The sequence below is a fragment of the Mycobacterium sp. SM3041 genome, from assembly GCF_039668335.1.
Taxonomy (GTDB): domain Bacteria; phylum Actinomycetota; class Actinomycetes; order Mycobacteriales; family Mycobacteriaceae; genus Mycobacterium.
On record NZ_JAYXBQ010000021.1, the window covers coordinates 58444 to 84713 of the forward strand.

Annotated in this window: 27 protein-coding genes; 14 read left to right on the forward strand and 13 right to left on the reverse strand. The window is 67.8% G+C overall.

The window, feature by feature from the left end:
* Nucleotides 1-4 precede the first annotated feature (4 nt).
* Nucleotides 5-1750 (forward strand): proline--tRNA ligase, encoded by a 1746-nt coding sequence (locus tag VXD91_RS06120; RefSeq protein WP_212811797.1) that lies wholly within the window; start codon nucleotides 5-7, stop codon nucleotides 1748-1750.
* A 57-nt stretch (nucleotides 1751-1807) separates the two neighbouring features.
* Here the strand turns inward: VXD91_RS06120 and VXD91_RS06125 are convergent, their stop codons facing one another.
* Nucleotides 1808-2281, reverse strand: a complete 474-nt coding sequence (locus VXD91_RS06125; RefSeq protein ID WP_212811796.1) for a ferritin-like domain-containing protein — start codon at nucleotides 2279-2281, stop codon at nucleotides 1808-1810.
* On the reverse strand, nucleotides 2278-2808 hold the full coding sequence (locus VXD91_RS06130; RefSeq protein ID WP_346414927.1) for a hypothetical protein: 531 nt from the start codon (nucleotides 2806-2808) through the stop codon (nucleotides 2278-2280). The genes VXD91_RS06125 and VXD91_RS06130 overlap by 4 nt, the downstream gene beginning before the upstream one ends.
* A gap of 168 nt (nucleotides 2809-2976) precedes the next feature.
* Here VXD91_RS06130 and rimP point away from each other — a divergent pair, with 168 nt between their 5' ends.
* The 7 genes from rimP (at nucleotide 2977) to VXD91_RS06165 (ending at nucleotide 10798) form a co-directional block, all read left to right on the forward strand.
* Nucleotides 2977-3531 carry a ribosome maturation factor RimP gene (rimP, locus tag VXD91_RS06135; RefSeq protein ID WP_212811794.1) on the forward strand — a complete coding sequence of 185 codons (555 nt, stop codon included), beginning with the start codon at nucleotides 2977-2979 and terminating at the stop codon, nucleotides 3529-3531.
* Complete coding sequence (gene nusA / locus VXD91_RS06140) at nucleotides 3528-4571, forward strand: transcription termination factor NusA (RefSeq protein WP_346414928.1); 1044 nt, start codon at nucleotides 3528-3530, stop codon at nucleotides 4569-4571. The genes rimP and nusA overlap by 4 nt, the downstream gene beginning before the upstream one ends.
* A gap of 167 nt (nucleotides 4572-4738) precedes the next feature.
* On the forward strand, nucleotides 4739-4945 hold the full coding sequence (locus VXD91_RS06145; RefSeq protein ID WP_346414929.1) for a DUF448 domain-containing protein: 207 nt from the start codon (nucleotides 4739-4741) through the stop codon (nucleotides 4943-4945).
* Nucleotides 4946-5078: 133 nt separating this feature from the next.
* Nucleotides 5079-7919, forward strand: coding sequence for a translation initiation factor IF-2 (infB, locus tag VXD91_RS06150; protein ID WP_213020313.1), 2841 nt, complete (start codon nucleotides 5079-5081; stop codon nucleotides 7917-7919).
* A complete protein-coding gene (gene rbfA, locus VXD91_RS06155) occupies nucleotides 7920-8396 on the forward strand; it encodes a 30S ribosome-binding factor RbfA (protein WP_212811791.1) in 477 nt (158 codons plus the stop codon). It abuts the gene before it with no gap.
* Nucleotides 8365-9372: a bifunctional oligoribonuclease/PAP phosphatase NrnA gene (locus VXD91_RS06160; RefSeq protein ID WP_346414930.1), complete on the forward strand. Its 1008-nt coding sequence runs from the start codon at nucleotides 8365-8367 to the stop codon at nucleotides 9370-9372. Before rbfA ends, VXD91_RS06160 begins: the two co-directional genes overlap by 32 nt.
* Nucleotides 9373-9499: 127 nt before the next feature.
* A complete protein-coding gene (locus VXD91_RS06165; RefSeq protein ID WP_346414931.1) occupies nucleotides 9500-10798 on the forward strand; it encodes an MATE family efflux transporter in 1299 nt (432 codons plus the stop codon).
* 171 nt (nucleotides 10799-10969) lie between these two features.
* Here VXD91_RS06165 and VXD91_RS06170 read toward each other — a convergent pair whose 3' ends face one another.
* Nucleotides 10970-11716 (reverse strand): enoyl-CoA hydratase, encoded by a 747-nt coding sequence (locus VXD91_RS06170; RefSeq protein WP_346414932.1) that lies wholly within the window; start codon nucleotides 11714-11716, stop codon nucleotides 10970-10972.
* A 71-nt stretch (nucleotides 11717-11787) separates the two neighbouring features.
* Between VXD91_RS06170 and VXD91_RS06175 the strand changes: the two genes are divergently transcribed.
* Nucleotides 11788-12054: a DUF2277 family protein gene (locus VXD91_RS06175; RefSeq protein WP_346414933.1), complete on the forward strand. Its 267-nt coding sequence runs from the start codon at nucleotides 11788-11790 to the stop codon at nucleotides 12052-12054.
* Complete coding sequence (locus VXD91_RS06180) at nucleotides 12051-12599, forward strand: DUF1802 family protein (protein WP_346414934.1); 549 nt, start codon at nucleotides 12051-12053, stop codon at nucleotides 12597-12599. The genes VXD91_RS06175 and VXD91_RS06180 overlap by 4 nt, the downstream gene beginning before the upstream one ends.
* Here the strand turns inward: VXD91_RS06180 and VXD91_RS06185 are convergent.
* On the reverse strand, nucleotides 12588-14231 hold the full coding sequence (locus VXD91_RS06185) for a CocE/NonD family hydrolase (RefSeq protein ID WP_346414935.1): 1644 nt from the start codon (nucleotides 14229-14231) through the stop codon (nucleotides 12588-12590). The two genes, VXD91_RS06180 and VXD91_RS06185, sit on opposite strands and share 12 nt — an antisense overlap.
* 63 nt (nucleotides 14232-14294) lie before the next feature.
* Nucleotides 14295-14870: a DUF3558 domain-containing protein gene (locus VXD91_RS06190; RefSeq protein WP_346414982.1), complete on the reverse strand. Its 576-nt coding sequence runs from the start codon at nucleotides 14868-14870 to the stop codon at nucleotides 14295-14297.
* A gap of 156 nt (nucleotides 14871-15026) precedes the next feature.
* Between VXD91_RS06190 and VXD91_RS06195 the strand changes: the two genes are divergently transcribed.
* The 3 genes from VXD91_RS06195 to truB are packed head-to-tail and all read left to right on the forward strand — an operon-like array spanning nucleotide 15027 to nucleotide 17538.
* The gene (locus VXD91_RS06195) at nucleotides 15027-15974 is read left to right on the forward strand and encodes a metallophosphoesterase (RefSeq protein ID WP_346414983.1); all 948 of its coding nucleotides are present in this window, start codon (nucleotides 15027-15029) and stop codon (nucleotides 15972-15974) included.
* The gene (locus VXD91_RS06200; protein ID WP_346414936.1) at nucleotides 15974-16639 is read left to right on the forward strand and encodes a 4'-phosphopantetheinyl transferase; all 666 of its coding nucleotides are present in this window, start codon (nucleotides 15974-15976) and stop codon (nucleotides 16637-16639) included. The genes VXD91_RS06195 and VXD91_RS06200 overlap by 1 nt, the downstream gene beginning before the upstream one ends.
* Complete coding sequence (gene truB, locus VXD91_RS06205) at nucleotides 16636-17538, forward strand: tRNA pseudouridine(55) synthase TruB (RefSeq protein ID WP_346414937.1); 903 nt, start codon at nucleotides 16636-16638, stop codon at nucleotides 17536-17538. The genes VXD91_RS06200 and truB overlap by 4 nt, the downstream gene beginning before the upstream one ends.
* A 73-nt stretch (nucleotides 17539-17611) precedes the next feature.
* Here truB and VXD91_RS06210 read toward each other — a convergent pair whose 3' ends face one another.
* A complete protein-coding gene (locus VXD91_RS06210; protein WP_346414938.1) occupies nucleotides 17612-18652 on the reverse strand; it encodes a helix-turn-helix transcriptional regulator in 1041 nt (346 codons plus the stop codon).
* On the opposite strand from VXD91_RS06210, the gene VXD91_RS06215 reads away from it, so the two are divergent.
* Nucleotides 18611-19459, forward strand: coding sequence for an SDR family oxidoreductase (locus tag VXD91_RS06215; protein ID WP_346414939.1), 849 nt, complete (start codon nucleotides 18611-18613; stop codon nucleotides 19457-19459). The two genes, VXD91_RS06210 and VXD91_RS06215, sit on opposite strands and share 42 nt — an antisense overlap.
* A 54-nt stretch (nucleotides 19460-19513) precedes the next feature.
* Here the strand turns inward: VXD91_RS06215 and VXD91_RS06220 are convergent, their stop codons facing one another.
* The 7 genes from VXD91_RS06220 to VXD91_RS06250 all read right to left on the reverse strand — a co-directional run bounded on the left by VXD91_RS06220 (nucleotide 19514) and on the right by VXD91_RS06250 (nucleotide 26252).
* Nucleotides 19514-21139, reverse strand: coding sequence for an acyl-CoA synthetase (locus VXD91_RS06220; RefSeq protein ID WP_346414940.1), 1626 nt, complete (start codon nucleotides 21137-21139; stop codon nucleotides 19514-19516).
* Nucleotides 21129-21977 (reverse strand): SDR family NAD(P)-dependent oxidoreductase, encoded by an 849-nt coding sequence (locus VXD91_RS06225; protein ID WP_346414941.1) that lies wholly within the window; start codon nucleotides 21975-21977, stop codon nucleotides 21129-21131. Before VXD91_RS06225 ends, VXD91_RS06220 begins: the two co-directional genes overlap by 11 nt.
* Nucleotides 21978-21989: 12 nt before the next feature.
* The gene (locus VXD91_RS06230; RefSeq protein WP_346414942.1) at nucleotides 21990-22775 is read right to left on the reverse strand and encodes an alpha/beta hydrolase; all 786 of its coding nucleotides are present in this window, start codon (nucleotides 22773-22775) and stop codon (nucleotides 21990-21992) included.
* Nucleotides 22776-22854: 79 nt separating this feature from the next.
* Nucleotides 22855-23742: an SDR family oxidoreductase gene (locus VXD91_RS06235; protein WP_346414943.1), complete on the reverse strand. Its 888-nt coding sequence runs from the start codon at nucleotides 23740-23742 to the stop codon at nucleotides 22855-22857.
* 1 nt (nucleotide 23743) lies between these two features.
* Nucleotides 23744-24175, reverse strand: a complete 432-nt coding sequence (locus tag VXD91_RS06240; RefSeq protein ID WP_346414944.1) for an SRPBCC family protein — start codon at nucleotides 24173-24175, stop codon at nucleotides 23744-23746.
* A 26-nt stretch (nucleotides 24176-24201) separates the two neighbouring features.
* Nucleotides 24202-25404: a lipid-transfer protein gene (locus VXD91_RS06245; RefSeq protein WP_346414945.1), complete on the reverse strand. Its 1203-nt coding sequence runs from the start codon at nucleotides 25402-25404 to the stop codon at nucleotides 24202-24204.
* Nucleotides 25401-26252 (reverse strand): MaoC/PaaZ C-terminal domain-containing protein, encoded by an 852-nt coding sequence (locus VXD91_RS06250; protein ID WP_346414946.1) that lies wholly within the window; start codon nucleotides 26250-26252, stop codon nucleotides 25401-25403. Before VXD91_RS06250 ends, VXD91_RS06245 begins: the two co-directional genes overlap by 4 nt.
* Between the last annotated feature and the right edge of the window lie 18 nt (nucleotides 26253-26270).

Sequence of the window (26270 nt, forward strand, 5' to 3'; positions counted from 1 at the left end):
ACCCGTGATCACCCGCATGTCCGAGCTGTTCCTGCGCACGCTGCGCGACGACCCCGCCGACGCCGAAGTGCCGAGCCACAAGCTGCTGATCCGGGCCGGCTACGTCCGCCCGATCGCGCCCGGCCTGTACAGCTGGCTGCCACTGGGCCTGAAGGTGCTGCGCAAGATCGAGGACGTCATCCGCAGCGAGATGAACGCCATCGGCGCACAGGAGATCCTCTTCCCGGCGCTGCTGCCGCGGGCCCCCTACGAGGCCACCGACCGCTGGACCGAGTACGGCGACAACCTGTTTCGCCTGCAGGACCGCCGCAAGAACGACTACCTGCTGGGGCCCACCCACGAGGAGATGTTCACCCTGACGGTCAAGGGTGAGTACTCGTCATACAAGGACTTCCCGCTGCGGCTGTACCAAATCCAGACCAAGTACCGCGACGAGGCCCGCCCGCGTGCCGGCATCCTGCGCGGCCGCGAGTTCATCATGAAGGACTCGTACTCGTTCGACATCGACGACAGCGGACTCAAGGACGCCTACCACGCCCACCGCGAGGCCTATCAGCGCATCTTCGACCGGCTGGCGGTCAAGTACGTCATCGTGTCCGCGGTGTCGGGCGCCATGGGCGGCAGTGCATCCGAGGAGTTCCTGGCCGAGAGCGAGGTCGGTGAGGACACCTTCGTGCGCTGCCTGCAGTCCGGCTACGCGGCCAACGTCGAAGCCGTCGTCACCGCGGTGCCCGATTCGCTGCCGATCGAGGGCCAGCCCGAGGCCGTCGTCTACGACACGCCGGACGCCCCGACCATCGCCACCCTCGTGGAGTGGGCCAACACCGTCGACCTCGGCCGCGAGATCACCGCCGCCGACACGCTGAAGAACGTGCTGCTGAAGGTGCGCCAGCCGGGCGGGGAGTGGGAACTGCTGGGCATCGGCGTGCCCGGCGACCGCGAGATCGACGAGAAGCGCCTGGCCGCGGCGCTCGAGCCCGCCGAGTACGCGCTGCTCGACGACGCCGACTTCGCCGCCAACCCGTTCCTAGTGAAGGGCTACGTGGGCCCGAAAGCCTTGCTGGAGAACGGCATTCGATTCCTGGTAGACCCGCGCATCGTCGACGGTTCGTCGTGGATCACCGGCGCCGACGCGCCCAACAAGCACATCGTCGGCATGGTGGCCGGCCGCGACTTCGTCGCCGACGGCACCATCGAGGCCGCCGACGTCCGCGACGGTGACCCGTCGCCCGACGGCGCCGGGCCGCTGGTGTCGGCGCGTGGCATCGAGATCGGGCACGTCTTCCAGCTGGGCCGCAAGTACACCGATGCGTTCAGCGCCGATGTCCTCGGCGAGAACGGCAAGCCGGTGCGGCTGACCATGGGCTCCTACGGCATCGGTGTCTCGCGCATGGTCGCGGTGATCGCCGAGCAGCACCACGACGAGCTCGGCCTGCGCTGGCCGTCCTCGGTGTCGCCGTTCGACCTGCACCTGGTCATCGCCAACAAGGACGCCGAAGCCCGCACCGGTGCGACCGAGCTGGCCGGCGAACTCGACCGCCTTGGCCTCGACGTGCTGCTCGACGACCGCACCTCGTCGCCGGGCGTGAAGTTCAAGGACGCCGAGCTGCTGGGCGTGCCGTGGATCGTCGTGGTCGGCCGCGGCTGGGCCGACGGCACCGTCGAACTGCGCAACCGCTTCACCGGCGAGAAGACCGAGGTGCCGGTCGACGGCGCCGCAGCGGCGATCACGGCCGCGCTGGCGGGGTAGTCCTCGTTGTGCCGCGGATCGCGGTCACCAGGTGACTGCGATCCGCGGCGTTGACGGCTAGGACTGCTCGGCGCCGCCGGGGAACGCCACGACGGCCGGCGTCATGCCGAGGGCCGCGCGCCACCGGGCGGCCAGCACCGCGCAATCGGTCAGGGCCTTGACGGCCAGCGTCCGGTCCTCGGTGGTGGTGGCCTGCTCGGCCACGGCGCGCCACGCGACGGCGGTTTCCTCTTCCATCTGCAGCGCCAGCTTGCTCGCGTCCGCCGGGTTGTTCGCGTCGATGGGGAGCTGATAGCCCGCGGCCGGCAGCGGAGCCGGCACCGACCGTCCGGCCAGCGCGGTGATGCCGGCTTCGCGGTTGGCGCGGTGCTTGGCCATGGCCTCGGCCACCAGATCGTTGACGTCGGGTGTGGTGTGCGCCGACACCAGGCCGTAGCCGTAGATGGTGCCGTGTTCGGTGGCGATCGCGTCGTACAGCGCGGCGTCGGCGGCGCTGCCCGGGCGGGTCGGGGTGGGTTGCGGGCTGGTCATGGCGCGGCCTGTCCGGCGAGGGTGACGGTGTGCGCCGCGGTGCAGGCGGCGGCGATCGAGGCCAGCAGCCCGGCCCGGTAACCCGATTGGCCGGCGGCGGCGCGGCCCGCACTGTCGGCGGCCTGTTCCAGCGCTGCCACGACTTCCTGAGGTGTCGGGGGTGCCGGCGGCGGGGTGGCGCCAGGCGTCGGCGAAGCGGCGGCGGAGGTCTCGGTGGTGGACGACGGCGCGGCTGACGGCGGGTTGCCCATCCGGGTCAGTTCGTCGGACAGCGCGCGGGCGTGCGCATCCCGGAGCGCCGCGACGGCCGTCAGCGCCGGCGCCAGTTGCGGCGGTACGCCGGTGGCGGCGGACGCGGCCAGCCGGCTGTCGCGACGGGCCCGGTCGAGTTCGGCGGTCAGGATGTCCAGGGCGGGATCGCGCTGCGGTGCCGACCCGCAGGCCGACGCCGCGCCGCCGAGCAGCGCCAGAGCCGCCGTGCCCAACAGGACACGCCGTCGGCTGACGGTGGTTTCGGTGTGCGGCACAGCCACATCCTGCCATTGCGGACACCGGCCGCCGGGCACCGCGGCGCCGGATGTTCTCCGGTGCCGCGGTCGCGATTGCCATTCGGCCATGCGCTGCTGGCGTATCGTTGGTACCGGGTTCACCCTTCTGGGGGCCCTGTCCGCACAACTCAAGATGAGGAGCTCGCCGTGGCCCGGGACACGCCGGAACGACCGCTGCCACCCAGTCGGTTACCGACCACAGGCCAAGTGCTTGAGCTGCTCAGCAGTGCTTTTGCGGACGCCGGATACGACATCGAAGATGTGCGGGTGGACGCTGCCGCGCGGCCTCCGCGCATCGTCGTGGTGGCCGACGGCGACTCGGGTCTGGACCTCGACGCCGTCGCCGACCTTTCCCGCCTCGCATCCGAGCTGCTGGACCAGGTGACCGCCGATTCCGAGCCGTATGTGCTGGAGGTCACCTCGCCCGGCGTGGAGCGCCCGCTGACCGCGGAGCGGCACTACCGCCGCGCCCGTGGTCGAAAGGTCGAGCTGACCCTGGCCGACGGCACGTCGCTGACGGGCCGGCTGGGCGAGCACGACGGCAGCGCGATCCAACTGGTCGTCGCCAACCGCGGGGTGCTGTCGGTGCAGACCGTCGCGCTCGCGGACATTACGAAAGCTGTTGTACAGGTTGAATTTTCACCACCCAATCGCCGGGAACTGGAGCTGGCGGGTATGACCGGAGAGGGGGCCGACGGATGAATATCGACATGGCGGCACTGCATGCCATCGAGGCGGACAAGGGAATCAGCGTCGACGTCGTCGTCGACACGATCAAGACGGCGCTGCTGACCGCGTACCGGCACACCGAAGGGCACGAGCCCGACGCGTACATCGACATCGACCGCAAGTCGGGCATCGTGCGGGTGATCGCGCGCCAGACCGACACCGACGGGACCGTCATCCACGAGTGGGACGACACCCCCGAGGGATTCGGCCGGATCGCGGCGACCACCGCGCGTCAGGTGATCCTGCAGCGGTTGCGCGATGCGGAGAACGAGAAGAACTACGGCGAGTTCTCGGCGCGTGAGGGCGACATCGTCGCCGGCGTCATCCAGCGCGACGCCCGGGCCAACGCCCGCGGCCTCGTGGTGGTGCGGGTCGGTACGGAGGCCAAGGGCTCCGAAGGCGTGATCCCGGCCGCCGAGCAGGTGCCCGGGGAGAGCTACGTGCACGGCGACCGCGTGCGCTGCTACGTCGTCGGGGTCACCCGCGGCGCCCGCGAACCCGTCATCACGCTGTCGCGGACCCACCCGAACCTGGTGCGCAAGCTCTTCTCACTGGAGGTTCCCGAGATCGCCGACGAGTCGGTTGAGATCGTCGCGGTGGCGCGTGAGGCCGGCCACCGGTCCAAGATCGCGGTCGCGTCGCGCGTGCCGGGACTGAACGCCAAGGGCGCCTGCATCGGCCCGATGGGTCAGCGTGTGCGCAACGTGATGAGCGAGCTCTCGGGCGAGAAGATCGACATCATCGACTACGACGAGGACCCGGCGAAGTTCGTCGCCAACGCCCTGTCGCCGGCCAAGGTCGTGTCGGTGACCGTGATCGACGAGGCGCAGCGCGCGGCGCGGGTCGTGGTGCCCGATTTCCAGCTGTCGCTGGCGATCGGCAAGGAGGGCCAGAACGCCCGCCTGGCGGCGCGTCTCACCGGGTGGCGCATCGACATCCGTAGCGACGCCGACGGTCAGGGGGCGGACGCCGGCGGCCGGTCGACCGGCCACGGTGCCGGCCGCGACCGCTGAGGCCAAAACCCGCAGTTACCGGCGGCGTGTCGGGGCCGCGACCGCGATTGAAGTCCAAGGGCCCCGAGACGGTAGACTGCACTGTGATCCAGCGCGAGACTCCGACAGCTCCGGTGCGTACCTGCATCGGCTGCCGGAAACGAGAGCTGGCCGTCGACTTGCTTCGAGTGGCAGCTGTACGCGACGGGGACGGTAAATGCGTCGTCTCGGTCGATTCAGCGGGTAACCTGCCGGGTCGGGGTGCGTGGTTGCACCCGGTTCAGCAGTGCCTCGACGCGGCAGTTCGGCGGCGAGCATTCGCCCGAGCGTTGCGCATCACCGGTTCGCCGGACACCTCTGCGGTCGAAGAGTTCTTCAGTGCCTTACCCGCCTGACGGACCCGGAACGCCACAGCAAGAGAACAGGTAGCGAAGAACATGAGCACACCGTGAAGTCCCGATGACCATGCGTCATAGCTAAACCGAGGCGCGGCCTACCCACCGCTGACGCCTCACGACGAGGAGAGAAGTGGCAGCAGGTAAGGCACGCGTACACGAGTTGGCTAAAGAACTCGGTGTCACCAGCAAGGAAGTGCTCGCCCGACTGAGCGAACAGGGCGAATTCGTGAAATCTGCGTCCTCCACAGTGGAGGCGCCCGTCGCACGCCGGTTGCGTGAAGCCTTCGGCGGCGGCAAGCCCGCCAAGTCCGAGGCACCGGCCGCCCCCGCGGCCGCCAAGCCGTCGGGTGCCCCGAAGCCCGGCGCCCCGAAGCCGGCCCCCGCCGCGGCACCTGCCGCGCCTGCAGCTCCGGCCCCGGCCGCGGCTGCTCCGGCACCCGCAGCGCCCGCACCGGCAGCTCCGACCCCCGGTGGGCCCAAGCCCGGCGCACCCCGGCCCGCGGCTCCGCAGCCCCAGGCCCCGGCTCCTGCCGCGCCGGCAGCGTCGGCCGCCCCGGCGGCTCCGGCCCAGCCGCGTCCGGCCACCCCGGGTGCAACCCCGGGTCCGCGGCCCGGCGCACCCAAGCCGGCCCCGCGGGCTCCGCGCGTCGGCAACAACCCGTTCTCATCCCAGCAGCCGGTCGAACGCCCGGCCCCGCGTCCGGCTCCCGGTCCGGGTGGTCCGCGTCCGGGTCCCGGCGCCGGTGGTCCCCGTCCGGGCGGTGGCCCGCGTCCGGGTGTCACGCCGGGCAACATGCCCCCGCGTCCGCCGGGTGCCCGTCCGGGTGCCGTCGGTCGTCCGGGTGGTCCGCGTCCCGGCCCCGGTGGCGGTCCGCGTCCCGGTGGTGGCCCTCGTCCCGGCGGTGCCGGTGGCGGCGGTAACTACCGCGGCGGTGGCGCCGGTGGTGGCGCAGGTGCCGGTGCCGGTGGTGGCTTCCGCGGTCGCCCCGGTGGCGGCGGTGCTCCCGGTGGCGGTGGCCCCGGTGGCGGCGGTCGTCCGGGTCAGCGCGGCGGTGCCGCAGGTGCCTTCGGGCGTCCCGGTGGCGCACCCCGTCGTGGCCGTAAGTCGAAGCGCGCAAAACGCGCCGAGTACGAGAACATGCAGGCCCCGATCGTCGGTGGCGTGCGGTTGCCGCACGGCAACGGCGAGGTCATCCGCCTCGCTCGTGGTGCGTCGCTGAGCGACTTCGCCGAGAAGATCAACGCCAACCCGGCTTCGCTGGTGCAGGCGCTGTTCAACCTGGGCGAGATGGTGACCGCCACCCAGTCGGTGGGTGACGACACCCTCGAGCTGCTGGGCAGCGAGATGAACTACGTCGTGCAGGTCGTGTCCCCGGAGGACGAGGACCGCGAGCTGCTCGAGTCGTTCGACCTGACCTACGGCGAGGACGCCGGCGACGAGGACGACCTGGCCAGCCGGCCCCCGGTGGTCACCGTCATGGGCCACGTCGACCACGGTAAGACGCGACTGCTCGACACGATCCGTAAGGCGAACGTCCGTGAGGGCGAAGCCGGTGGCATCACCCAGCACATCGGCGCCTACCAGGTGCTGACCGAGCTGGACGGCAACGAGCGTCTGGTGACGTTCATCGACACCCCGGGTCACGAGGCGTTCACCGCCATGCGTGCCCGTGGTGCCAAGGCCACCGACATCGCGATCCTCGTGGTCGCCGCCGACGACGGCGTCATGCCGCAGACGGTGGAGGCCATCAACCACGCTCAGGCCGCTGATGTGCCGATCGTGGTGGCGGTCAACAAGATCGACAAGGAAGGCGCGGATCCGCAGAAGATCCGGGCGCAGCTGACCGAGTACAACCTGGTGGCCGAGGATTACGGCGGCGACACCATGTTCGTGGACATCTCGGCCAAGCAGGGCACCAACATCGACGGTCTGCTCGAAGCCGTGCTGCTGACGGCGGACGCTTCGCTGGACCTGCGGGCCAACCCCGACATGGAGGCCCAGGGTGTGGCCATCGAGGCGCACCTGGACCGCGGTCGCGGCCCGGTCGCCACGGTGCTGGTGCAGCGCGGCACGCTGCGCGTCGGTGACTCGGTGGTCGCCGGTGACGCCTACGGCCGCGTCCGCCGCATGGTCGACGAGCACGGCGAGGACGTCGAAGAGGCGTTCCCGTCGCGTCCGGTCCAGGTCATCGGTTTCACCTCGGTGCCCGGCGCCGGCGACAACTTCCTGGTCGTCGACGAAGACCGCATCGCCCGGCAGATCGCCGACCGGCGCAGCGCGCGCAAGCGCAATGCGCTGGCCGCACGTTCGCGCAAGCGCATCAGCCTGGAAGACCTGGATTCGGCGCTGAAGGAAACCAGCCAGCTGAACCTGATCCTGAAGGGCGACAACTCGGGCACCGTCGAGGCGCTCGAGGAGGCCTTGATGGGGATCCAGATCGACGACGAGGTGGAGCTGCGCGTCATCGACCGCGGTGTCGGTGGCGTCACCGAGACCAACGTCAACCTGGCGTCGGCGTCGGATGCGATCATCATCGGCTTCAACGTCCGTGCCGAGGGCAAGGCGACGGAGCTGGCGAACCGCGAGGGTGTGGAGATCCGGTACTACTCGGTCATCTACCAGGCCATCGACGAGATCGAGAGCGCGCTCAAGGGCATGCTCAAGCCGGTCTACGAGGAGAAGGAGCTCGGCCGCGCCGAGATCCGCGCCATCTTCCGGTCGTCGAAGGTCGGCAACATCGCTGGTTGCCTCGTGCAGTCGGGCATCATGCGGCGTAACGCCAAGGCCCGCCTGCTGCGCGACAACATCGTCATCGCCGAGAACCTCACGGTGTCTTCGCTCAAGCGCGAGAAGGACGACGCCACCGAGGTGCGCGAAGGTTACGAATGCGGTCTGACGCTGACCTACAACGACATCAAGGAAGGCGACGTCATCGAGACGTACGAACTCGTCGAGAAGGCTCGTACCTAGGTGGCGGATCCAGCACGCGCCAAGCGATTGGCCAAGCGCATTTCGACGATCGTCGCCTCGGCGATCGAGTACGAGATCAAGGATCCGCGGCTCGACGGCGTGACGATCACCGATGCCAAGATGACCGGTGATCTGCACGACGCGACGCTGTACTACACCGTGATCGGGACCAGCCTCGACGAGGAGCCGGACTACGCCGGCGTCGCGGCTGCCCTGGAGAAGGCCAAGGGCGCGTTGCGCTCGAAAGTCGGTGCGGGAACCGGGGTTCGGTTCACGCCCACACTGACTTTCGAGCGCGACACCGTGCCGGATGCGGCTCTGAAGATGGAAGAGCTGCTGGCCCGGGCCCGCGCCGCGGACGCGGACGTGGCCCGGATCCGGGAAGGTGCCACGCACGCCGGTGACGCCGATCCGTACCGTGTGGTGGGGGACAGCGATTCCGAGGATGCAGGTGACCGCGATCGAACCGACGACTGAGATTCGGCCGCACGGCGCGCGGGTTGACGCGCGCGGTGCGGCTGATCTGCTCGGTGCGGTCGAGAGCGTGAGCGTGGTTGCCCACGTCTACCCCGACGCCGACACCATCGGGGCGGGCCTCGCGCTCGCATTGGTGCTCAGCGAGGCCGGTAAGGACGTGCAGGTCGGCTTTGCCGCCCCGGCGACCGTGCCGGAATCACTGCAGACCCTGCCCGGTGGACACCTGCTGGTGCCGCCGGACCAGATGCGTCCGGACGCCGACCTGGTGGTCACCGTCGACATCCCGAGTGTGAACCGGCTGGGGTCGCTGGCCAAGCTGGCCGATCCCGGACGGCAGGTGCTGGTGATCGATCACCACGCCTCGAACCGGTTGTTCGGCACCGCGAATTACGTTGACCCGTCGGCAGATTCGACCACCATGCTGGTGGCCGAGCTGCTGGACGCCTGGGGCAAGACGATCGAGCTGCCGGTGGCGCACTGCCTGTACGCCGGCCTGACCACCGACACCGGCTCGTTCCGGTGGGCCAGTGCCCGCGCGTACCGGCTCGCGGCGCGGCTGCTCGACATCGGCGTCGACAACGCCGCCGTCAGCCGCGCCCTGCTCGACACGCACCCGTACTCGTGGCTGCCCATGCTGTCCCGGGTGCTGTCGACGGCGTGCCTGGTGCCCGAGGCCGCCGGCGGCAAAGGTCTGGTGTACGCCGTGGTGTCGCACCAGGAGTACGCGGCGGCGCGATCGGAAGAGGTCGAGAGCATCGTCGACATCGTGCGGACCACGTCCGAGGCCGAGGTGGCCGCGGTGCTCAAGGAGATCGAACCGGGGCAGTGGTCGGTGTCCCTGCGGGCCAAGACCGAGGTCGACGTGTCGGTGCTGGCGAGCTCTTTCGGCGGCGGTGGCCACCGGTTCGCGGCGGGCTACTCGCCGACCGGAACCGCCGGCGACGTCGTCGCGGCCCTCGTCGCCGCCCTCTCTTGATCCCCCTCCCCGTGCTCTTGCCCTTGCCCGTGTCCGCCCCCTCCCCGCGAGCGGCCGTGTCTGTACGCCGACACGCCGTGTTTGGTGTGCACATTCGTGCCGCTCGCGGCCGACGAGTGTGCGCGTCATGACCACCGAGGTCACCGGTCGTCGCATCGCGGGACTCGCTTTTCCCGCCCTCGGGGTGCTCGCCGCCGAACCGATCTACCTTCTGCTGGACACCGCGGTCGTTGGCAGGCTCGGCGCACTGCCCTTGGCAGGTCTGGCGGTCGGCGGCCTGATCCTCAGCCTCGTCGGGTCGCAGCTGACGTTTCTGTCGTACGGCACGACGTCACGGTCGGCCCGGAGCTTCGGTGCCGGTGACCGCGCCGGTGCGGTCGGGGAGGGCGTGCAGGCCACGTGGCTGGCGCTGGCCCTCGGCGTGCTCATCGTCGTGGTCGTGCAGGCGCTGGCGCCATTTCTGCTGACGGTCATCGCCGGGTCTCGGGGCGGCATCGCCGAGACCGCGCTGCCGTGGCTGCGTGTCGCGATCCTGGCCGTACCCGCGATCCTGATGTCCATGGCCGGCAACGGCTGGTTGCGGGGTGTGCAGGACACCGTCCGCCCGCTGCGGTATGTGCTTGTCGGCGTGGGTATTTCAGCGGTGCTGTGTCCGGTGCTGGTCTTCGGGTGGCTGGGACTGCCGCGGCTGGGCCTGACGGGCTCGGCGGTCGCCAATCTGCTGGGGCAGTGGATCGCCGCGGCGCTGTTCGGGTATGCCCTGCTGTCCGAACGGGTTTCGCTGCGCCTACGGCCTGACGTGCTGCGCGCGCAACTGACCATGGGTCGCGACCTGGTGCTGCGGTCCCTGGCCTTCCAGGTGTGTTTCCTGTCTGCCGGCGCGGTCGCGGCCCGGTTCGGTGCGGCCGCCGTCGCCGCCCACCAGGTGGTGCTGCAGTTGTGGAATTTCCTTGCGCTGGTGCTGGATTCGCTGGCCATCGCGGCGCAGTCACTCGTCGGTGCGGCCCTCGGGGCGGGGGAGCCGGCGCATGCCAAGACGGTGGCGCGGCGCGTGACGGTCTATTCGGCCGCCGCGGCGACGGTGCTGGCGGCGGTGTTCGCAGTGGGCTCCGGCGTCCTGCCGGCAGTGTTCACCGCCGACCAGGCGGTGCGGGACCAGATCGGCATTCCGTGGTGGTTCATGGTGGCTCAATTGCCCATCGCGGGAATTGTTTTCGCGCTCGACGGGGTGCTGCTCGGCGCCGGTGACGCGAAGTTCATGCGCAACGCCACGCTGATCAGCGGACTCGTCGGCTTCCTGCCGCTGATCTGGCTGTCGCTGGCGTTCGGCTGGGGGCTGGCCGGCATCTGGTCCGGGTTGAGCACGTTCCTGGTGTTGCGACTCGTCTTCGTCGGCTGGCGCGCGTGGTCCGGCCGCTGGGCGTGAGCAGGTCGCCCGAAAGGCGTCTTCCCCCACCTCTCGCGAGCGGCCGTGTCTGCCCCCGACACGCCGTGGTTCCCGTACAAGAACGTCCCGCTCATCGCCGGTGAGCGGGACGTTCTTGTACAGCTGGAGCGGCGTGTCGGCGAACAAACACGGCCGCTCGCGGGAGATTGACTACACCTGGGTGCGGCCGCGCTGCATGACGGCGTCGCGGTTGGCGGCGATGTCGTTGCCTACTGCGCTGTTCCAGGCCCGGGCCGACGCGGCTTCGATCCACAGCCCGGCGTCGGTCTGCGAGCCGTCGATCTTGTGGTACGAGTCCAGCAGCGCGCGCACGGCGTTCTGGTTGTTGCCGACGATCGAGGCGGCGACGCGCCGCGCGGTCGGGAGTAGCTCGTCGTGCGGTACCACCTCGGTGACCAGCCCGGCGCGCAGCGCCTCGGTCGCCGACAGGTAATCGCCGGTCAGGCTCATCCGGCGGGCCAGGCCGACACCGGCCTTCTGCGGCAGCCGCACACTCAGGCCCCAGGTCGGCAGCAGTCCGACGCGGGCGTGGGTGTCGGCGAACTTGGCGTTCTCCGAGGCGATCAGGATGTCGCAGTACAGCGCCAGTTCCAGGCCACCGGTGACGGCCGCGCCGTTGATGGCGCCGATGACGGGCTTGGTCATGTTGGGCCACTTCGGCGAGATGTCCGGCAGGTCCGCGCCCTCGCCGAGTTCCTTGAGGTCCAGACCGGCGCAGAACACCGGGTCGGCGCCCGTCAGGATCACCACGTCGACGTCCGGGTCGGCCTCGGCCTGGCGCAGTGCGCCGTAGAAGGCATCGCGCAGCTCGTAGGACAGTGCGTTCCGGGATTTCGGCCGGTTCAGCGTCAGGGTGCGAACCCGGTCGGTGGTGTCGATCAGTAGGACGTCGGTCACGTTGGCTCCTTGCGTTGCGGTCACCCACCGACACCGTAACTTGCGGCCTGAACGCGCCTATCGTGGAGGCCATGTGCCGCAACATCACCGAACTGCGTGGCCTGGAGCCGGCCGCTACGGCCGAGGAGATCGAGGCCGCCGCGCGTCAGTACATCCGCAAGGTCAGCGGGATCACCCGTCCCACCGCCGCCAACGTCGACGCCTTCGAAGCCGCGGTCGCCGAGGTCACGGCTGTCACCGAGCGATTGCTGAACCAGCTGCCGGCCCGGCGGCAGCCGCCCAAGACGGTGCCGCCGCTGCGGCGGCCCGAGGTGCGGGCGAGGCTGGCCGCCAAGTGAATTCGCCCGCGCTCAAGGAGTGGGGCGCGGCGGTACAGGCGCTGCTCGACGGCCGCCAGACGGTGCTGTTGCGCAAGGGCGGTATCGGGGAGAAGCGTTTCGAGGTATCGGCACCGGAGTTCGTGTTCTTCCCGACGGTCGAGCACAGCCACGCGGCGCGGGTCCGCCCCGAGTTCACCGATCTGCTCGAACGGGCGGCGGGGGACAGCACCGACACTGAGGTGGTACTGCGCGGCGGCGCGAAAGTCGTTGCCGCCGTGGCGGTGGAGCGCCCGGAGCAGCTGGATGCCATCGCCGATCTGCACATCTGGACCGCGGAATCCGTACAGAGTGACCGGCTCGATTTCCGGCCCCGCCACCGGCTGACGGTCCTGGTGGTGCAGGCCAAACCGCTTGTGGCGCCGGTACGGCTGCCGCGCACCCCGGACTACGCCGGGTGCCGCAGCTGGGTGGACCTGCCCGTCACGCCCGAGTGGGGCCCGCCGGTGTACGACGACGCGGCGCTGGCTGCCATTGCCGAGCGGGTGCGCGACTCAGTCGGCTGACAGCGCGACCTTCGGCAACAGCAACCGGGACACTCCGCCCGCGCCGTGGTGGACCGTGTGCGTGGCCGGCACCATGCGCTCGCCGGAGACGACGGGCTCGCCGGTACCGAGATTCCGGTCGTAGCGCGGGTGGCAACCGCCCGCGACGATCACCCGCAGCCGGGACCCGGCCGGGATCCGGTGTGCGACGGCATCGAGCTCGAGCCGAATGGTCTCGGGTTCGTCGGAAAGCGTTGTGAGCCTGCGGAATCCATCGCTGACGTTGGTGGACTTGCCCTTTGCGTCGACCACGCTGAGCCGGACGAAGATGTCCCGGTTGGGGTTGTCGCACGACTGGGTCAGCTCGATCACCGGATTGCCGACCAGGTACAGGTCTTCGGTCAGCGGCTCACCGGTGAAGTCGACGACGTCGGGCCGCCGGCTGAGCGCGGAATCCTCCTGATAGCCCGCGGCCGCCGACAGCAGCCGGCCGCCCAGCGTGGGTGTCGGCGCCGCGGGATCGAAGGTGAACCGCGACGGACGTGCGGTAGCGGCGGGCGCGGTCGTGCCGAGCCGGTGCGCCGGCTGCAGGTAGAGCTCGAGTTCGGTGGCGGCCGGTGGCCAGTCCGGCATGGTCAGCCAGCCCTGCCCGTTGACCTCGACGCGGACGGCGGCCCGTTCGGACGCCGGGGTGCGCTCGGCGAGGTGGGTGTCGAGCCAGGCCAGCGATTCGCGCAGCACCGTGGCACCGCCGCGGGTCATGACCTGGGTGTGGGTCCACGATCCGATGGTGACCGCGGTCGGTACGCCGCGCGACTTCAGGCGCTGGAACTGCGTCAGGGTCTGCTCCAGGAACAGGTCCTGCCAGCCACCGATGAGCAGCACCGGCACATCGACCTTGTCGAGCGTGTCAGCGAGGGCCATGTTCTCCCAGAACGGGTCGGTGCCGTCGGGATGGCTCAGCCACGATTCGTACCAGGTCGCTCCGGAACGCAGCAGCCGGCGGCCGGCCGCCCCGGCGGGTACCTGCGTGTGGGTGCGGGCGACCAGGCGGGGCGCCCGGAACCGCCGCAGCAGCACGGCGAGCGGTCGCTCTTCCTGGTGCGCCATCATGTCGCTCCAGCCGAGGAAGTTGTCGAGCGTGAAAGCGCCGGTACCCCAAGTTGATTCGGCGAAGTCGTGGGGGCCGACCATGATGATCGCGGCCTTGAGCTCGGGCGGGGGATCGGTGAGTAGCGCCCACTGCGTGAAGCCCAGGTACGACAACCCGATCGTCGCGAACGACCCGGTGAACCACGGCTGGTCGCGCAGCCAGGCGGCGGTGTCCACGGCGTCCGCGATCTCGTTGACCATCGGTTCGAAGTCGCCACCGGAGCCGAATGTGCCGCGCACACTCTGCAGCAGCACGTGGTAGCCGCGGCGGGCGTACGCCGCGCCGAACACCGGGCCGAACGGGAAGCCGCGGCCGTAGGGGCACCGCACCAGCAGGGTGCCCTTCGCGGTGCCGGTGGGCGCGTAGTGGCTGCCGACGAGTTCGACGCCGTCGCGCATCGGGGTGGTGACGCGGCTGACGGTGTAGTCCGTCGTCGGGAGTGGGACGTCGAGGGCGCGGCTCAGCAACCGGGAGCCGAGATGGGCGATTCGGGAGCTCACCCTTCGGATGGTACCGATCCGTACCGTCCGTTGTCGTCCGCAAGCTCGGCGGGCGACCCGAAATCAGAACTTGTAGAACGGCACCAGCTGGTTGGCGCGCTGCAGGTTGGTCTGCAGGCAGTCCGGGCGGTCCGGCGACTCGATCGGTGAGTAGAACAGCGACTGGTTGATCAGGCCGTAGCTGGTCTTGAAGGTGATCATGCACGTCACCCACCACCGGTCATTCCAGTCGGTCGGCTTCATGATCCAGTACTGCGCGGCGCGGTGTCCGGCGATGTTCAGCTCGACGGCGTCGGCCGGCAGCGTCTGCTCGTAGGTGCGCCACACGATCGGCTCGACGGCCATCTGGTAGTTACCGGCGTCGTAGTGGCAGCGCAGGCCGTCTTCGTGGTCGGGCGGGGTGAAGCCCAGGCCCATGGCGTTGATGGCGTCGAGCGGAATCTGGTCGCACGGGTCGAATGGGCTCGGGTTCGTCGTGGAGATGATCGGCGACTTGATGGTGCTGCTGAGCGGGGCGGAGGTGGAGCGCAGCTCGACGTCGTCGCCGCCGGTCGGTGACACCGGGTTGGTCTGTGTGACCACCACGCCTGCCGTCACGAGCGCACACAGCGCCGACACGAGCCGCAGTTTCCCGGCCATCGCTGCCATGACACCCCTTAGATCCGAGCAATACTGCGGGGAGTCTACAAGTCGCCTGCGTCACACCGGACAGGATGGGAGAACCTGTTCTAGTTTCTCCCGCTGCGCGGGACGGTTGGCACTCCAGCGGGCGTTGCTGTCGCCCAAGTAGGCTGGATTTTTGTGTCGACCCAGCCGACCCTTTGGGCAATCAGTGACCTGCACATCGGGCACACCGGAAACAAGCCGGTCACCGAGTCGCTGCACCCGGCCTCGCCCGACGACTGGCTGATCGTCGCCGGCGATGTCGCCGAGCGCACCGACGACATCCGATGGTCCCTGGACCTGCTACGCAAGCGTTTCGCCAAGGTCATCTGGGTGCCCGGCAACCACGAACTGTGGACCACGAACAAGGACCCGATGCAGATCTTCGGGAAGGCCCGCTACGACTACCTGGTCGACATGTGCGACCAGATGGGCATCGTGACACCCGAGCACCCGTTCCCGGTCTGGACCGGCCCCGGAGGCGCGGCGACGATCGTGCCGATGTTCCTGCTGTACGACTACAGCTTCCTGCCCGCGGGCACGGCGACGAAGGCCGAGGGGCTCGCGCTGGCCAAGGAGCGCAACGTCGTCGGCACCGACGAGTTCCTGCTGTCGAGCGAGCCCTACGCCACCCGGGACGCGTGGTGTCGGGACCGGCTGAACGTCACCCGCAAGAGGCTCGACGACCTGGACTGGATGGAGTCCACGGTCCTGGTCAACCACTTCCCGCTGGTGCGCGAGCCCTGCGATGCCATGTTCTATCCGGAGTTCTCGCTGTGGTGTGGCACCACCGCGACCAAGGACTGGCACACCCGCTACAACGCCATCTGCTCGGTGTACGGCCACCTGCACATCCCGCGCACCACCTACTACGACGGGGTGCGGTTCGAGGAAGTATCGGTCGGCTATCCGCGAGAGTGGCGGCGGCGCAAGCCTTATCGGTGGATGCGCCAAATCCTGCCGGACCCCCAGTACCCACCCGGCTACCTCAATGACTTCGGTGGCCACTTCGAGATCACCCAGGAAATGCGGGAGCACGCGCAGAAGATGCAGGACCGGATCAATTCGAGGCGGTTGTGATGAGCGACGCCCTGTTATCGCAGGTGCTGCCCGACGTGGTGGCCACCGCCGAGACGTATTCGGACCCGGCCGATCTCGTTCCACTGCCGGAGGAAGAGCCCCTGATCGCGCGTTCGGTGGCCAAACGGCGCAACGAGTTCATCACCGTGCGGCACTGCGCCCGTGAGGCGTTGAGCAAGCTCGATGTCGGCCCGGTCCCGATCCTCAAGGGGGGCAAGGGTGAACCGTGCTGGCCCGACGGCATCGTCGGCAGTCTGACGCACTGCGAGGGCTTCCGTGGCGCCGTGGTGGCTCGCGCCGCCGACGTGCGGTCGGTCGGTATCGATGCCGAACCGCACGGCGTGCTGCCCAAGGGCGTGCTGGGCGCGGTCGCGTTGCCTGCCGAGCAGGACGCCGTGACGACGCTGGAGGGCGACCTGCACTGGGACCGGATCCTGTTCTGCGCCAAGGAGGCGACGTACAAGGCCTGGTTCCCGCTGACCCATCGCTGGCTGGGTTTCGAGGACGCGCACATCACCTTCGAGCTGGATTCGTCGGGGACCTCGGGCACATTCCTGTCGCGCATCCTGATCGACCCGGCCGCCGAGTCCGGGCCGCCGCTGACCGATCTGCCCGGGCGCTTCATCGTGTCCAACGGCCTTGTCCTGACGGCGATCTCGCTGTGAAAGCTGCATCGAAGCCGGCCCCGCCGCCGGGTCTGGTGATCGTCGACAAGCCCGCCGGGATGACGAGCCACGATGTCGTCGGCCGGTGCCGGCGACTGTTCGGGACCCGCAAGGTCGGGCATGCCGGCACGTTGGACCCGATGGCCACCGGCGTGCTGGTGGTCGGCATCGAACGGGCCACCAAGATCCTCGGTCTGCTGACCGCCACCGACAAGCAGTACATCGCGACCATCCGGCTCGGCCAGACCACGTCGACCGAAGACGCCGAAGGCGAAGTGCTGGAGACGGTTTCGGCGGCGCACGTGACCGACGACAAGATCGAGTCGGCGGTCGCGGCCTTGCGGGGCGAGATCGACCAGGTGCCCTCGGCCGTCAGTGCCATCAAGGTCGACGGCGAGCGCGCGTACAAGCTGGTGCGTGAAGGTAAGGCGCCGGAACTGGCAGCCCGCCAGGTGCGCATCGAACGCTTCTCGGTGGACGCGGTGCGTCGCGTCGAGGATTTCGTCGATGTGGACGTCACCGTCGACTGCTCGTCGGGCACCTACATCCGGGCGCTGGCCCGCGACGTCGGCGCCGCGCTCGGCGTCGGTGGACACCTGACGGCGTTGCGGCGCACCAGGGTTGGTCGTTATGGCCTGGACGAGGCGCGCACGCTGGAGCAGCTGACCGATGCGGCCGAACTGAGCTACTCGCTGGACGCCGCGTGCCTGCTGGGCTTCCCTCGGCGCGACCTCACCGATGACGAGACCGAGGACACCCGGCATGGCCGGGCCCTGAAGCCGGCCGGCATCGACGGGACCTACGCCGCCACCGCACCCGACGGGCAGGTGATCGCGCTGTTGGAAGACGGGCCCAAGCGCACCAGCAGCGTCGTCGTGCTGCGCCCGGCGACACTCTAGCGCTGGCGCATTCCGATCCACGAAAGCCGCCTTTGACCGGTCGAGCCCGACCGGTCATCGGACGTGCTCCAGGTCATTGCGCGACAGATCTTGGAGTCATCTGAGCTGTCCGGAACTCGAGTGGTGTGACACCCGCGCGATGCCGGAAGAACCGAGTGAATGTGGTCGGTTCAGGGAAGCCCACGGCGCGGCCGACGGCTTGCACCGATGCGGTGTCGTGGACGAGCAGGCGTTTGGCCTCGAGTAACGCTCGCTGATCGACGAGCTGTTTGACCGTCAGGCCGGTGTTGCGTAATGCGCTGCGATTGATCGTGCGCGCCGAGTAGCCCAGTTGCCGGGCGTAGTCGCCGGTGTTCCTCGTGGAGGCAAAGTTGGCGTCGATCGCCGCGGTCAGAGCGCTGAAAAGGTCTTCTGACGTTCCATGTGCAGCGTTCTCCACCGGATCGGCGAGGGCAAGTTCGACTACCAGCATGCCCAGCATCCGGGCCAGGAGTTCTTCCTGCATGCTCGGTGGCAGTGAACGTGCTGCGGTTTCGATGAGGTCGTCGAGGCGGCGGCGGGCAGGAGACGCGTGCACAGCCGCCCGGGACCACAAAGACCGCGGTTGAACTGATCCACTCAGCGCGCGCGCTCGCTCGTCAAGCCGGGTGGGTTGAAATAGCACGATGGTCGCGGCGACATCCGCGTAGTCGATGGCCTTCAGCGTGTGTGACGCGATAACGGCGGACGACTGCCATTCCTGAACCTGGCCGGCACGCACCCAGAGCACGTCTCCCGGACTCAGCACGTACTCGACGAAATCCACGGTGTGGCGAAATGTTCCCGCGTCGCACACCACCAGCAGATCGAAGTCCACTCGCTGAGGCCGCAAGAACTGATCCGTCATCGGCCGGGCACGTAACCGCAATTCGCTGAGAGACATCACTTCGATCGAAAGCCGACTCGTCGAGTAACGGACGTTCAAGATGCTCGAATGTCCAATTTTGTTCATCGTATGACCTCGAATCACCATGACAATGCCTTCGGTGGGCCCAAGGATAGGTTCAATATCGTTGTCACAGATTGAGGATCCATGAACTATCCGTCGCTCGCCGTCACCGGATCGACCGGTCATCTCGGCGGGATCGTCGCTCGTCGGCTCGCGAACGAAGGGGCTGCGCTGCGGCTGCTCTCCCGCAATCCGCAGAAGGCTCCCGCACTCGGGGGTGCAGTAGCGGTCCAGAGCTCATATGCCGACGACGACGTCACGCGTGCCAGTTTGGTCGGCGTCGATGTTCTGTTCATGGTGTCGGGCGCCGAGAAGGCCGACCGCCTCGATCAGCATCGGGCGTTCATCGATGCGGCGGTCTCCGCCGGCGTCCGTCACATCGTCTACACCTCGTTCGCCGGCGCAGCGAGTGATGCCGTCTTCACCTTGGCGCGTGACCACTGGGGCACCGAGCAGTACATCCGCGCCAGCGGTATGTCGTATACGTTTCTTCGGAACAACTTTTACGCAGACGTGCTCCCGGAGTTCGTGGGTGAGGACGACGTCCTGCGAGGTCCCGCCGGAGACGGGCGGCTGGCTCCTGTCACGCGTGCTGACGTAGCTCGTGTTGCCGCAACTGTGGTCAAAGAGCCGGCCGCACACGCCGACGCGACCTATACCCTCACAGGTCCGGAAGCACTGACGTTGACTGAGGTCACCCGGATCATCTCTGAGGTCTCGGGACGCTCGGTGACCTACCACAATGAGACGATAGAAGAAGCCTATGCGTCACGCCGACGACTCTGGAACGTTCCACAGTGGCAGTACGACGCCTGGGTATCGACCTACACTGCAATCGCCGCCGGCGATCTCGCCGACGTCACCAACGACGTCCGCGCGGTGACCGGACATGCTCCCGAGAGTCTGCGCCAGTATCTGCAAACCTCCACTTGAGGCGAAAGTCGTTCTCTGACAAATGCACTCGAGCTGCAGCTCGTCGGACGTCAGTCAGGGCTGCACCGGAGCCGGCGGGGGAAGCGCTCGCTTGACGACCTTGCCTGTCGGATTCCGCGGCAATTCATCCAGGAAGACAACGTCTCTGGGGACTTTGAAGCGGGCGAGATTGGCTTTGACGTGGTCGCGGACCTCCTGGGGCGTCAGGTGCACGCCGGGTGCGGGCACCACATAGGCCCGCAGTCGCGCTCCGTATTCCTCGTCAGCCACTCCGATGACCGCTGCCTCCACGACGCCGGGATGTGCGGTGAGGGTTTCCTCCACTTCGGCCGGATAGATGTTCTCTCCGCCGGAGACGATCATGTCGTCGTCACGGCCGTCGATGAACAGTAGGCCGGTCTCATCCAGATGGCCGACGTCACCGCTGGACATCAGGCCGTTGATGGTGTTTTTGGTCCGGCCATCGGTGTATCCCGTGAACTGGAACGAGTTTCCGACGAAGATGCGGCCAGTTACGCCGGGCCCCAGCAGTTCACCGTTGTCACCGCGAATCTCCACCCGCGCTCCGCGAACAACCGAACCGACACTGCCAGGCTCTCGCTTCAGCTCGTCGGGTGTGGCGATCGTCGCGTAGGCCACCTCAGTAGAGCCGTAGAGGTTGTAGAGCACCGGGCCGAATGCTGCCGTCGCGCGCAGGCACAACGATGATCCCAGCTGCGAGCCCGCCACGAAGATGATGCGCAGATGCGAAAGATTATGAGATTCAAGAGGATTGGGCTCGGTGTCCAGCAGGCGTTGCAGCATGACTGGCGCGACGATCATCGCGGTAACACGATGACCTTCCAGGCTGTCCAGCGTGGCGCGAGCATCGAATCGCCGACGGATGATCAGGGTGGAGCCCATCATCAGCGCCAGGATGGCATGGCTGAAGCCGAGGGCGTGGAAGATCGGCACGCAGCATTCGGTGACCTGCCGCCCGCGGAACGGCACTTTGTCCAGCAGGCCGCCGATCGGACTCAGTGACCGTGGGTCGGGCCGTTGTGCCCCTTTCGGCGTACCCGTGGTGCCACTGGTCAGAATGACGACACCGGCGTGCTTGCGTGGTGCCGGTACGACCCGGGGGTCACCCGATTCGACGAGATATTCGAGGGTGTCCGGTCGGGCCTCGTCGACCCAGGTCCGCCACTTGCCGAAGGTGAGTCGGTCGAGACCGTCAACGTGGTCGGTGTATTCGTCGTCGTGGACGAGCAGATCTATCTTTTCCCGTTCGACGACGGCCGCGACTTGAGGGCCTGCGAAGTCGTAGTTGAGCAATACGATCCGGACGCCACATTTGGCTGCGGCGAACAGCGCGTCCAGCAGTCCGCGATGGTTACGGCACATGATGCCGACGGAGTGTTCGGCGCGGAGGCCTTGTGCTCTCCAGGCGTTGGCGACGGCATTGGAACGCGCGTCGATTTCGTTGTAGGTCAAGGGACCGCGTTCGTCGATCAGTCCGGTACGGTCACCGTGCCGTAGGGCGGCGATGGTGGTGACGGCTCCAGTGGCGCCGTAACTGTGGATCGCACGGACGGCCGATGCTGCGGCACGGGGCGCCACCGGCCCGAGTACGCCGGCATGCAGACAGGCGAAGAGGGCCCGTACTTCCTCGGCGGTCCGGTTGGTCTTGTCAGTCAACACTATTGAGATCACCTGCCAGTCGTCGGTGATACCGTGCCCGGGCGGCCGGATCAGCCTGAGTGAAGGCAGAATCCAGGCCCACGATGCGGTCCAGGCGCTGACGTACCTGATACGGCAGCAGGTTTCGCACCGCGACAACGGTATTGAGGGAGGGTGGCACCGACACTCGCGTCCGCTTCGTCGCCACCACGGATGTGATCGCCTGTGCGATGTCTTCGGGAGCAACGGCGGCGAACCGCTCCATCCACCGCGGGTAGTGCGCGCCCCCCGACAGCTCTGTGCGCACGACACCGGGAAGGACGACGGCCACATGAATCCCATTGCTGGAAAACTCTTTTGCCAGGGATTCGGTGAGCATCACCACGGCGGCCTTGGTGGCGCAGTACGTGGCGATGGCGGGCGCTCCGAACAGACCCGCGAGCGAAGCGACGTTGACGATGCTGCCATGCCGGCCGTTCTGCCGGAAATGGTTGGCCGCGAGCCGCGTTCCCGTGATCACGCCGCGCAGATTGATGGCGACCATGCGGTCGGTCATGATGTCGTCTTCGTCGAGAAACGCGCCGGTCGGCATGATGCCGGCGTTGTTGACGACGACGTCGAGCCCGCCCATCGCGGTACTGGCTCGGTCGAGGAAATCGCCGAACGATGCGCCGCTGGTGACGTCCAAGGGCAGTCCAACGGCCAAGGGATCGAGCTCTGCGGCGACATCACGGCATTGCTCTGCGTCAAGATCTCCTATAGCGACGCGTGCCCCCGCGGCGAGGAACGCCGCAGCGGTGGCCCGGCCGATACCGCGAGCCCCGCCGGTGATGGCGACTTTTCGTGCGTTCATGTACATCGTCCATTCATCTCATGCGGTCTGGGCATCGCGGACAGTTCCGACCAAGTTCCGCAAGGTTGCGAAAAGCAGGTCCGGGGCATCGATCTGGGGGCAATGACCGGCGCGGTCGAGCATCTTCAGTTGTGCCCCGGGGATTGCGGCTGCGATTCGACGCGACGCCGCGAGCGCCACGATCGGGTCAGCGCGGCCATGCACGACAGTCGCGGCGCACCGCACCGCCGGCACGCCGCGGAGGGCATTCACTTCTGTGACGACTTCCCGGGCCAGTGCCAACAGCTGCAGGCGATCACCACGCCGCTCGAGCTGGTCGGTCAACAGCCGGATCATCGCGGGGTCGACCGGTGACCGCCTGTCGCCGTACAGGGCGAATCTGGCGATAGTGGCTGATACCCAGCGTCGGATGGCCGCCGGTGCCGGGACCATACCCAGCCAATCCAAGCGCCGGCCCGCGGCAAAGGCGGCCACGTGGCCCAGGGGAGTCCAACCGAAACCGGCCGCGTTCACCGGCATCACTGCTCCGACGCAGTCATCGGCACGCGCGGCGGCTGCGCGCACCGCCAGCAGTCCGCCGAGCGAGTTGCCGACGACCACGACCGGCGCCTGGCTGCTGTGCACCTCGATCAGTTCGTTCACGAAGCTGTCGAGCTGCGGTAGCCGCGGACCCGTTTGAAACGGGTCCGCGGCACCGAATCCCGGTAGATCAGCTGCCACCGCGGGGATTCCGGCTGCCGCGCAGCGTTGCAGCATGCCCTGCCACGAACCGGCCGGGTGCGCAAAGCCATGCAACAGAACCACTTTCGGCCCTGTCCCCGCGACAGACAGTTCACGCGTCCGGTATCCCGCATAGGCCGCTGTGCCTACCGTCACCATCCGGCTAGGCTCCGGTGGCCCAGTTGTCGAAATGTCCGGGCAGTTCGTCGAGGTGCCAAGGGCCGTCGACCTCGACGGTTTCCTCGATCGTCCAGCCCTGCAGCCGTGAGACGGCGCCACCCTGAACCGCGAGCACATGACCGGTCAGCGGGCACTTTTCGCTCGCCAGGTAGGCCATGATCGGGGCGATGTTGGCCGGGCTGAAGGCATCGAACTCGCCTTCGGGCACCTCTTCGGCGAAGATCGCGCCCATGCCGGGGGTGGCCAGGGTCAGGCGCGTCCGGGCAACCGGCGCAATGGCATTGACCCGCACTCCGTAGCGCTCGAGTTCCTCGGCTGCGACGAGTGTCAGCGCGGCGATACCGGCCTTGGCCGCACCGTAATTCGCCTGGCCGGCGAGCACCGAGAACGTACCGGATGCCGAGGCCGTGTTGATCACCGCCGCGTTGGGCTGGTCGCCTGCCTTGGACCGGTCCTTCCAGTGAACAGCGGCATGGTGCAGCGTGTTGAAATGCCCCTTGAGGTGTACGGCGATGACGGCGTCGAACTGACTTTCGTCCAGCCCGGCGATGAAGCCGTCCCGCAGGATCCCCGCATTGTTCACGAGGATGTCCAGGCCGCCGAATTCCGCGATCGCCTGATCGACAAGTGCTTTGGCCTCGTTCCAGTCCGCGACGCTGCTGGTGTTGGCAACGGCCTGGCCGCCGCGCGCCAGGATTTCGTCCACAACGGTTTGCGCCGGCCCGCTGTCGGACCCGCTGCCGTCGTTGCCGCCGCCGGCGTCGTTGACCACGACCTTCGCCCCTTCGGCTGCCAGCAACAGTGCGTGCTCACGGCCGATACCCCGTCCCGCACCGGTGACGATGGCAACCCGATCATCGAAGCGTCCCATATCAACTCACCAATCCGGCAAGGTTGTTCAGCGAAGCCTCGAGCTCCTTCTTGGAGGCACGTTCGATCGCGCCACCGATGGCGCCGACCATCATCTGGCTGATGAACTCGGCGTCGATGGTCACCGCCGAGCCGTCGCCCTTCGGCTCGACCGTCGCGGTGAGGCTGACCTTGGCGCCGGCCATGCCGTTGCCCGACACCGTGAATGATGTTGGTGGGTCGTACTTGTCGACGGTCTGCGTGATGGTGTTCGCCATTCCCATGATGGTGAGCACCGCGGTCATCTGAGCGCCCTGCGACATCTCGGCGGGGGGCTCGTCTTTCCAGCGGGTGTGCAGGGTGTTCCACTCCTCGTTACGCCGCGGGTCGGCGAGCACTGCCCAGATCTTCTCCGGCGGTGCGGCGATGTCCTTGGATGCCGTTGTACGTGCCATGTTTCGTTCTCCTTATCTTGTGGGTTTCAGCGGTCGGCGGGCCGGTATGCGGTGACCACCGCCGAACCGCCGAGTCCGATGTTGTGTTGCAGCGCGACCTTCGCGCCCGCGACCTGGCGTTGGTCGGCCTCGCCGCGCAATTGCCAGGTGAGTTCACTGCACTGCGCCAGTCCGGTGGCGCCCAGCGGATGTCCCTTGGAGATGAGACCGCCCGACGGGTTGACGACCCAACGCCCGCCGTAGGTGGTGTCGCCGGCGTCGACGAGCTTGTGTCCACCGCCGATGTCGCACAAACCGAGAGCTTCGTACGTCAACAGTTCGTTGGGTGCGAAGCAGTCGTGCAGCTCGATGACGTCGATGTCGTCGGGACCGAGCTGTGCCTGCTCGTAAACACGTTGCGCGGCAGTGCGGCTCATGTCCGCGCCGACCAGCGTGGCGAAGCTGCCGGACTCGAAGGTTCCGGCGACGTCCGTCACCAGCGCCTGGCCCACGATTTCGACGGCACGGCCGGCAAGGTCGTGATCGTTGACGAACCGTTCACTGGCCAGGACCACCGAGGCCGATCCGTCGGAGGTCGGAGAGCACATCGACCTCGTCATGCCCGCCGCCGGGTAGACCACCTTGTCGGCCTTTATCTGATCTTCTGAATACAGTTCCTGGAACTGCGCATACGGGTTGTTGACCGAGTGCCGATGGTTCTTCGCCGCGATCTTGACGAAATGGTCCGGGGTTGAGCCGTACATCTCGTTGTGCTCAAGGCCGGCTGCGCCGAACATCCATGGGGCGGGCGGGAAGTAGATCTCGCGGAGCTCGGCCATCGCCATGAGATGGCGCTGCATCGGCTGCTCGCGGTCCTCGTAGCCGTTCGTACCCAACGAGCCGGGGCTCATCTTCTCGAAGCCGAGCGCCAACGTGCAGTCGGCGATGCCGCCGCGAATAGCCTGCGCGGCAAGGAACAACGCGCTGGAGCCGGTCGAGCAGTTGCTGTTGACGTTGAAAATCGGGATCGCGGTGAGACCGAGTTCGTACACGGCGCGATGGCCGGCTGTCGATTCGCCGTAGCAGTAACCGGCATAGGCCTGTTCGATCAGGTCGTAGGAAATCCCGGCATCGGCAAGAGCTTTCGTCCCCGATTCATTGGCCATCGCCGGGTAATCCCAACCGGCCTTGCGACCGGGCTTCTCAAACTTCGTCATACCCACGCCGATGACGAAGACCTTGTTGCTCATGCGAATTCTGCCCTTCCGTCGGTGATCACGTACTTGCCCGGCTTTTCGTCGCCGGCAGTTTCGAATGCGTAGTGCTCGTCGTGGCGCCACACCGAGGTGGTGATGGTTTCCTTCGGCAGCGCAGGCTTGGACAGGCGTACCGCCAGTCTCTTCAGCCGGGTCGGATCATCAGGGCTGATGTTGGTCAGCAACGCATGTGAGGTGAACGCGATGGTGCACAGACCGTGGATGATGATCCCGGGAAGGCCCATGGCCTTGGCGAAGTCGTCGTCGAGATGAATCGGCATCGGATCGCCTGCGGGCTCGGCATACCGGAACGTCTGGTCCTCATCGAACTGCTGCACTGCGGTGAAATCCGGCCGGCGGGTCCGCAACAGTTCGGGGAATCCGTGCTCCGGACTGAAATCGCCTACGGTTCCGTCGAATTGGCCGCCCCGGAAGAATCCGACGAAGTACTGCTCATTGACCAGGTCGCCGCGGTCACTGCGAGTCTCGACCAGGGTCGTCACCACCGCGCCAGATTGCTTGCCGGTGATGCCGATCGGCTTGGCGCGGACGGTGAGCAGCTCACCCGGCTCGATCGGCCGGTGGATGCGGAAGTCATGTTCCCCGTGCAGCAATCGCATCATCAGGTCGTCCGGCACCACCGCGAGGGTGGCATCGGCCATCATCGCGGTGACCGGAACGACGGCGAAGACCGGCGGCGCGTAGGTGCCGTCCAGGTGAGCGGCAATCGGATCGTTCGTCGCCTTGGCGTAGGCGATGGTCTGCTCGGCTTCGACTTTGAATTCCTGTTCCTCGCCCCATCGGTCGAGGCGGTCCAGGTTGAATCCATCTGGAGTTGACATGCCGATGACGCTATTCAC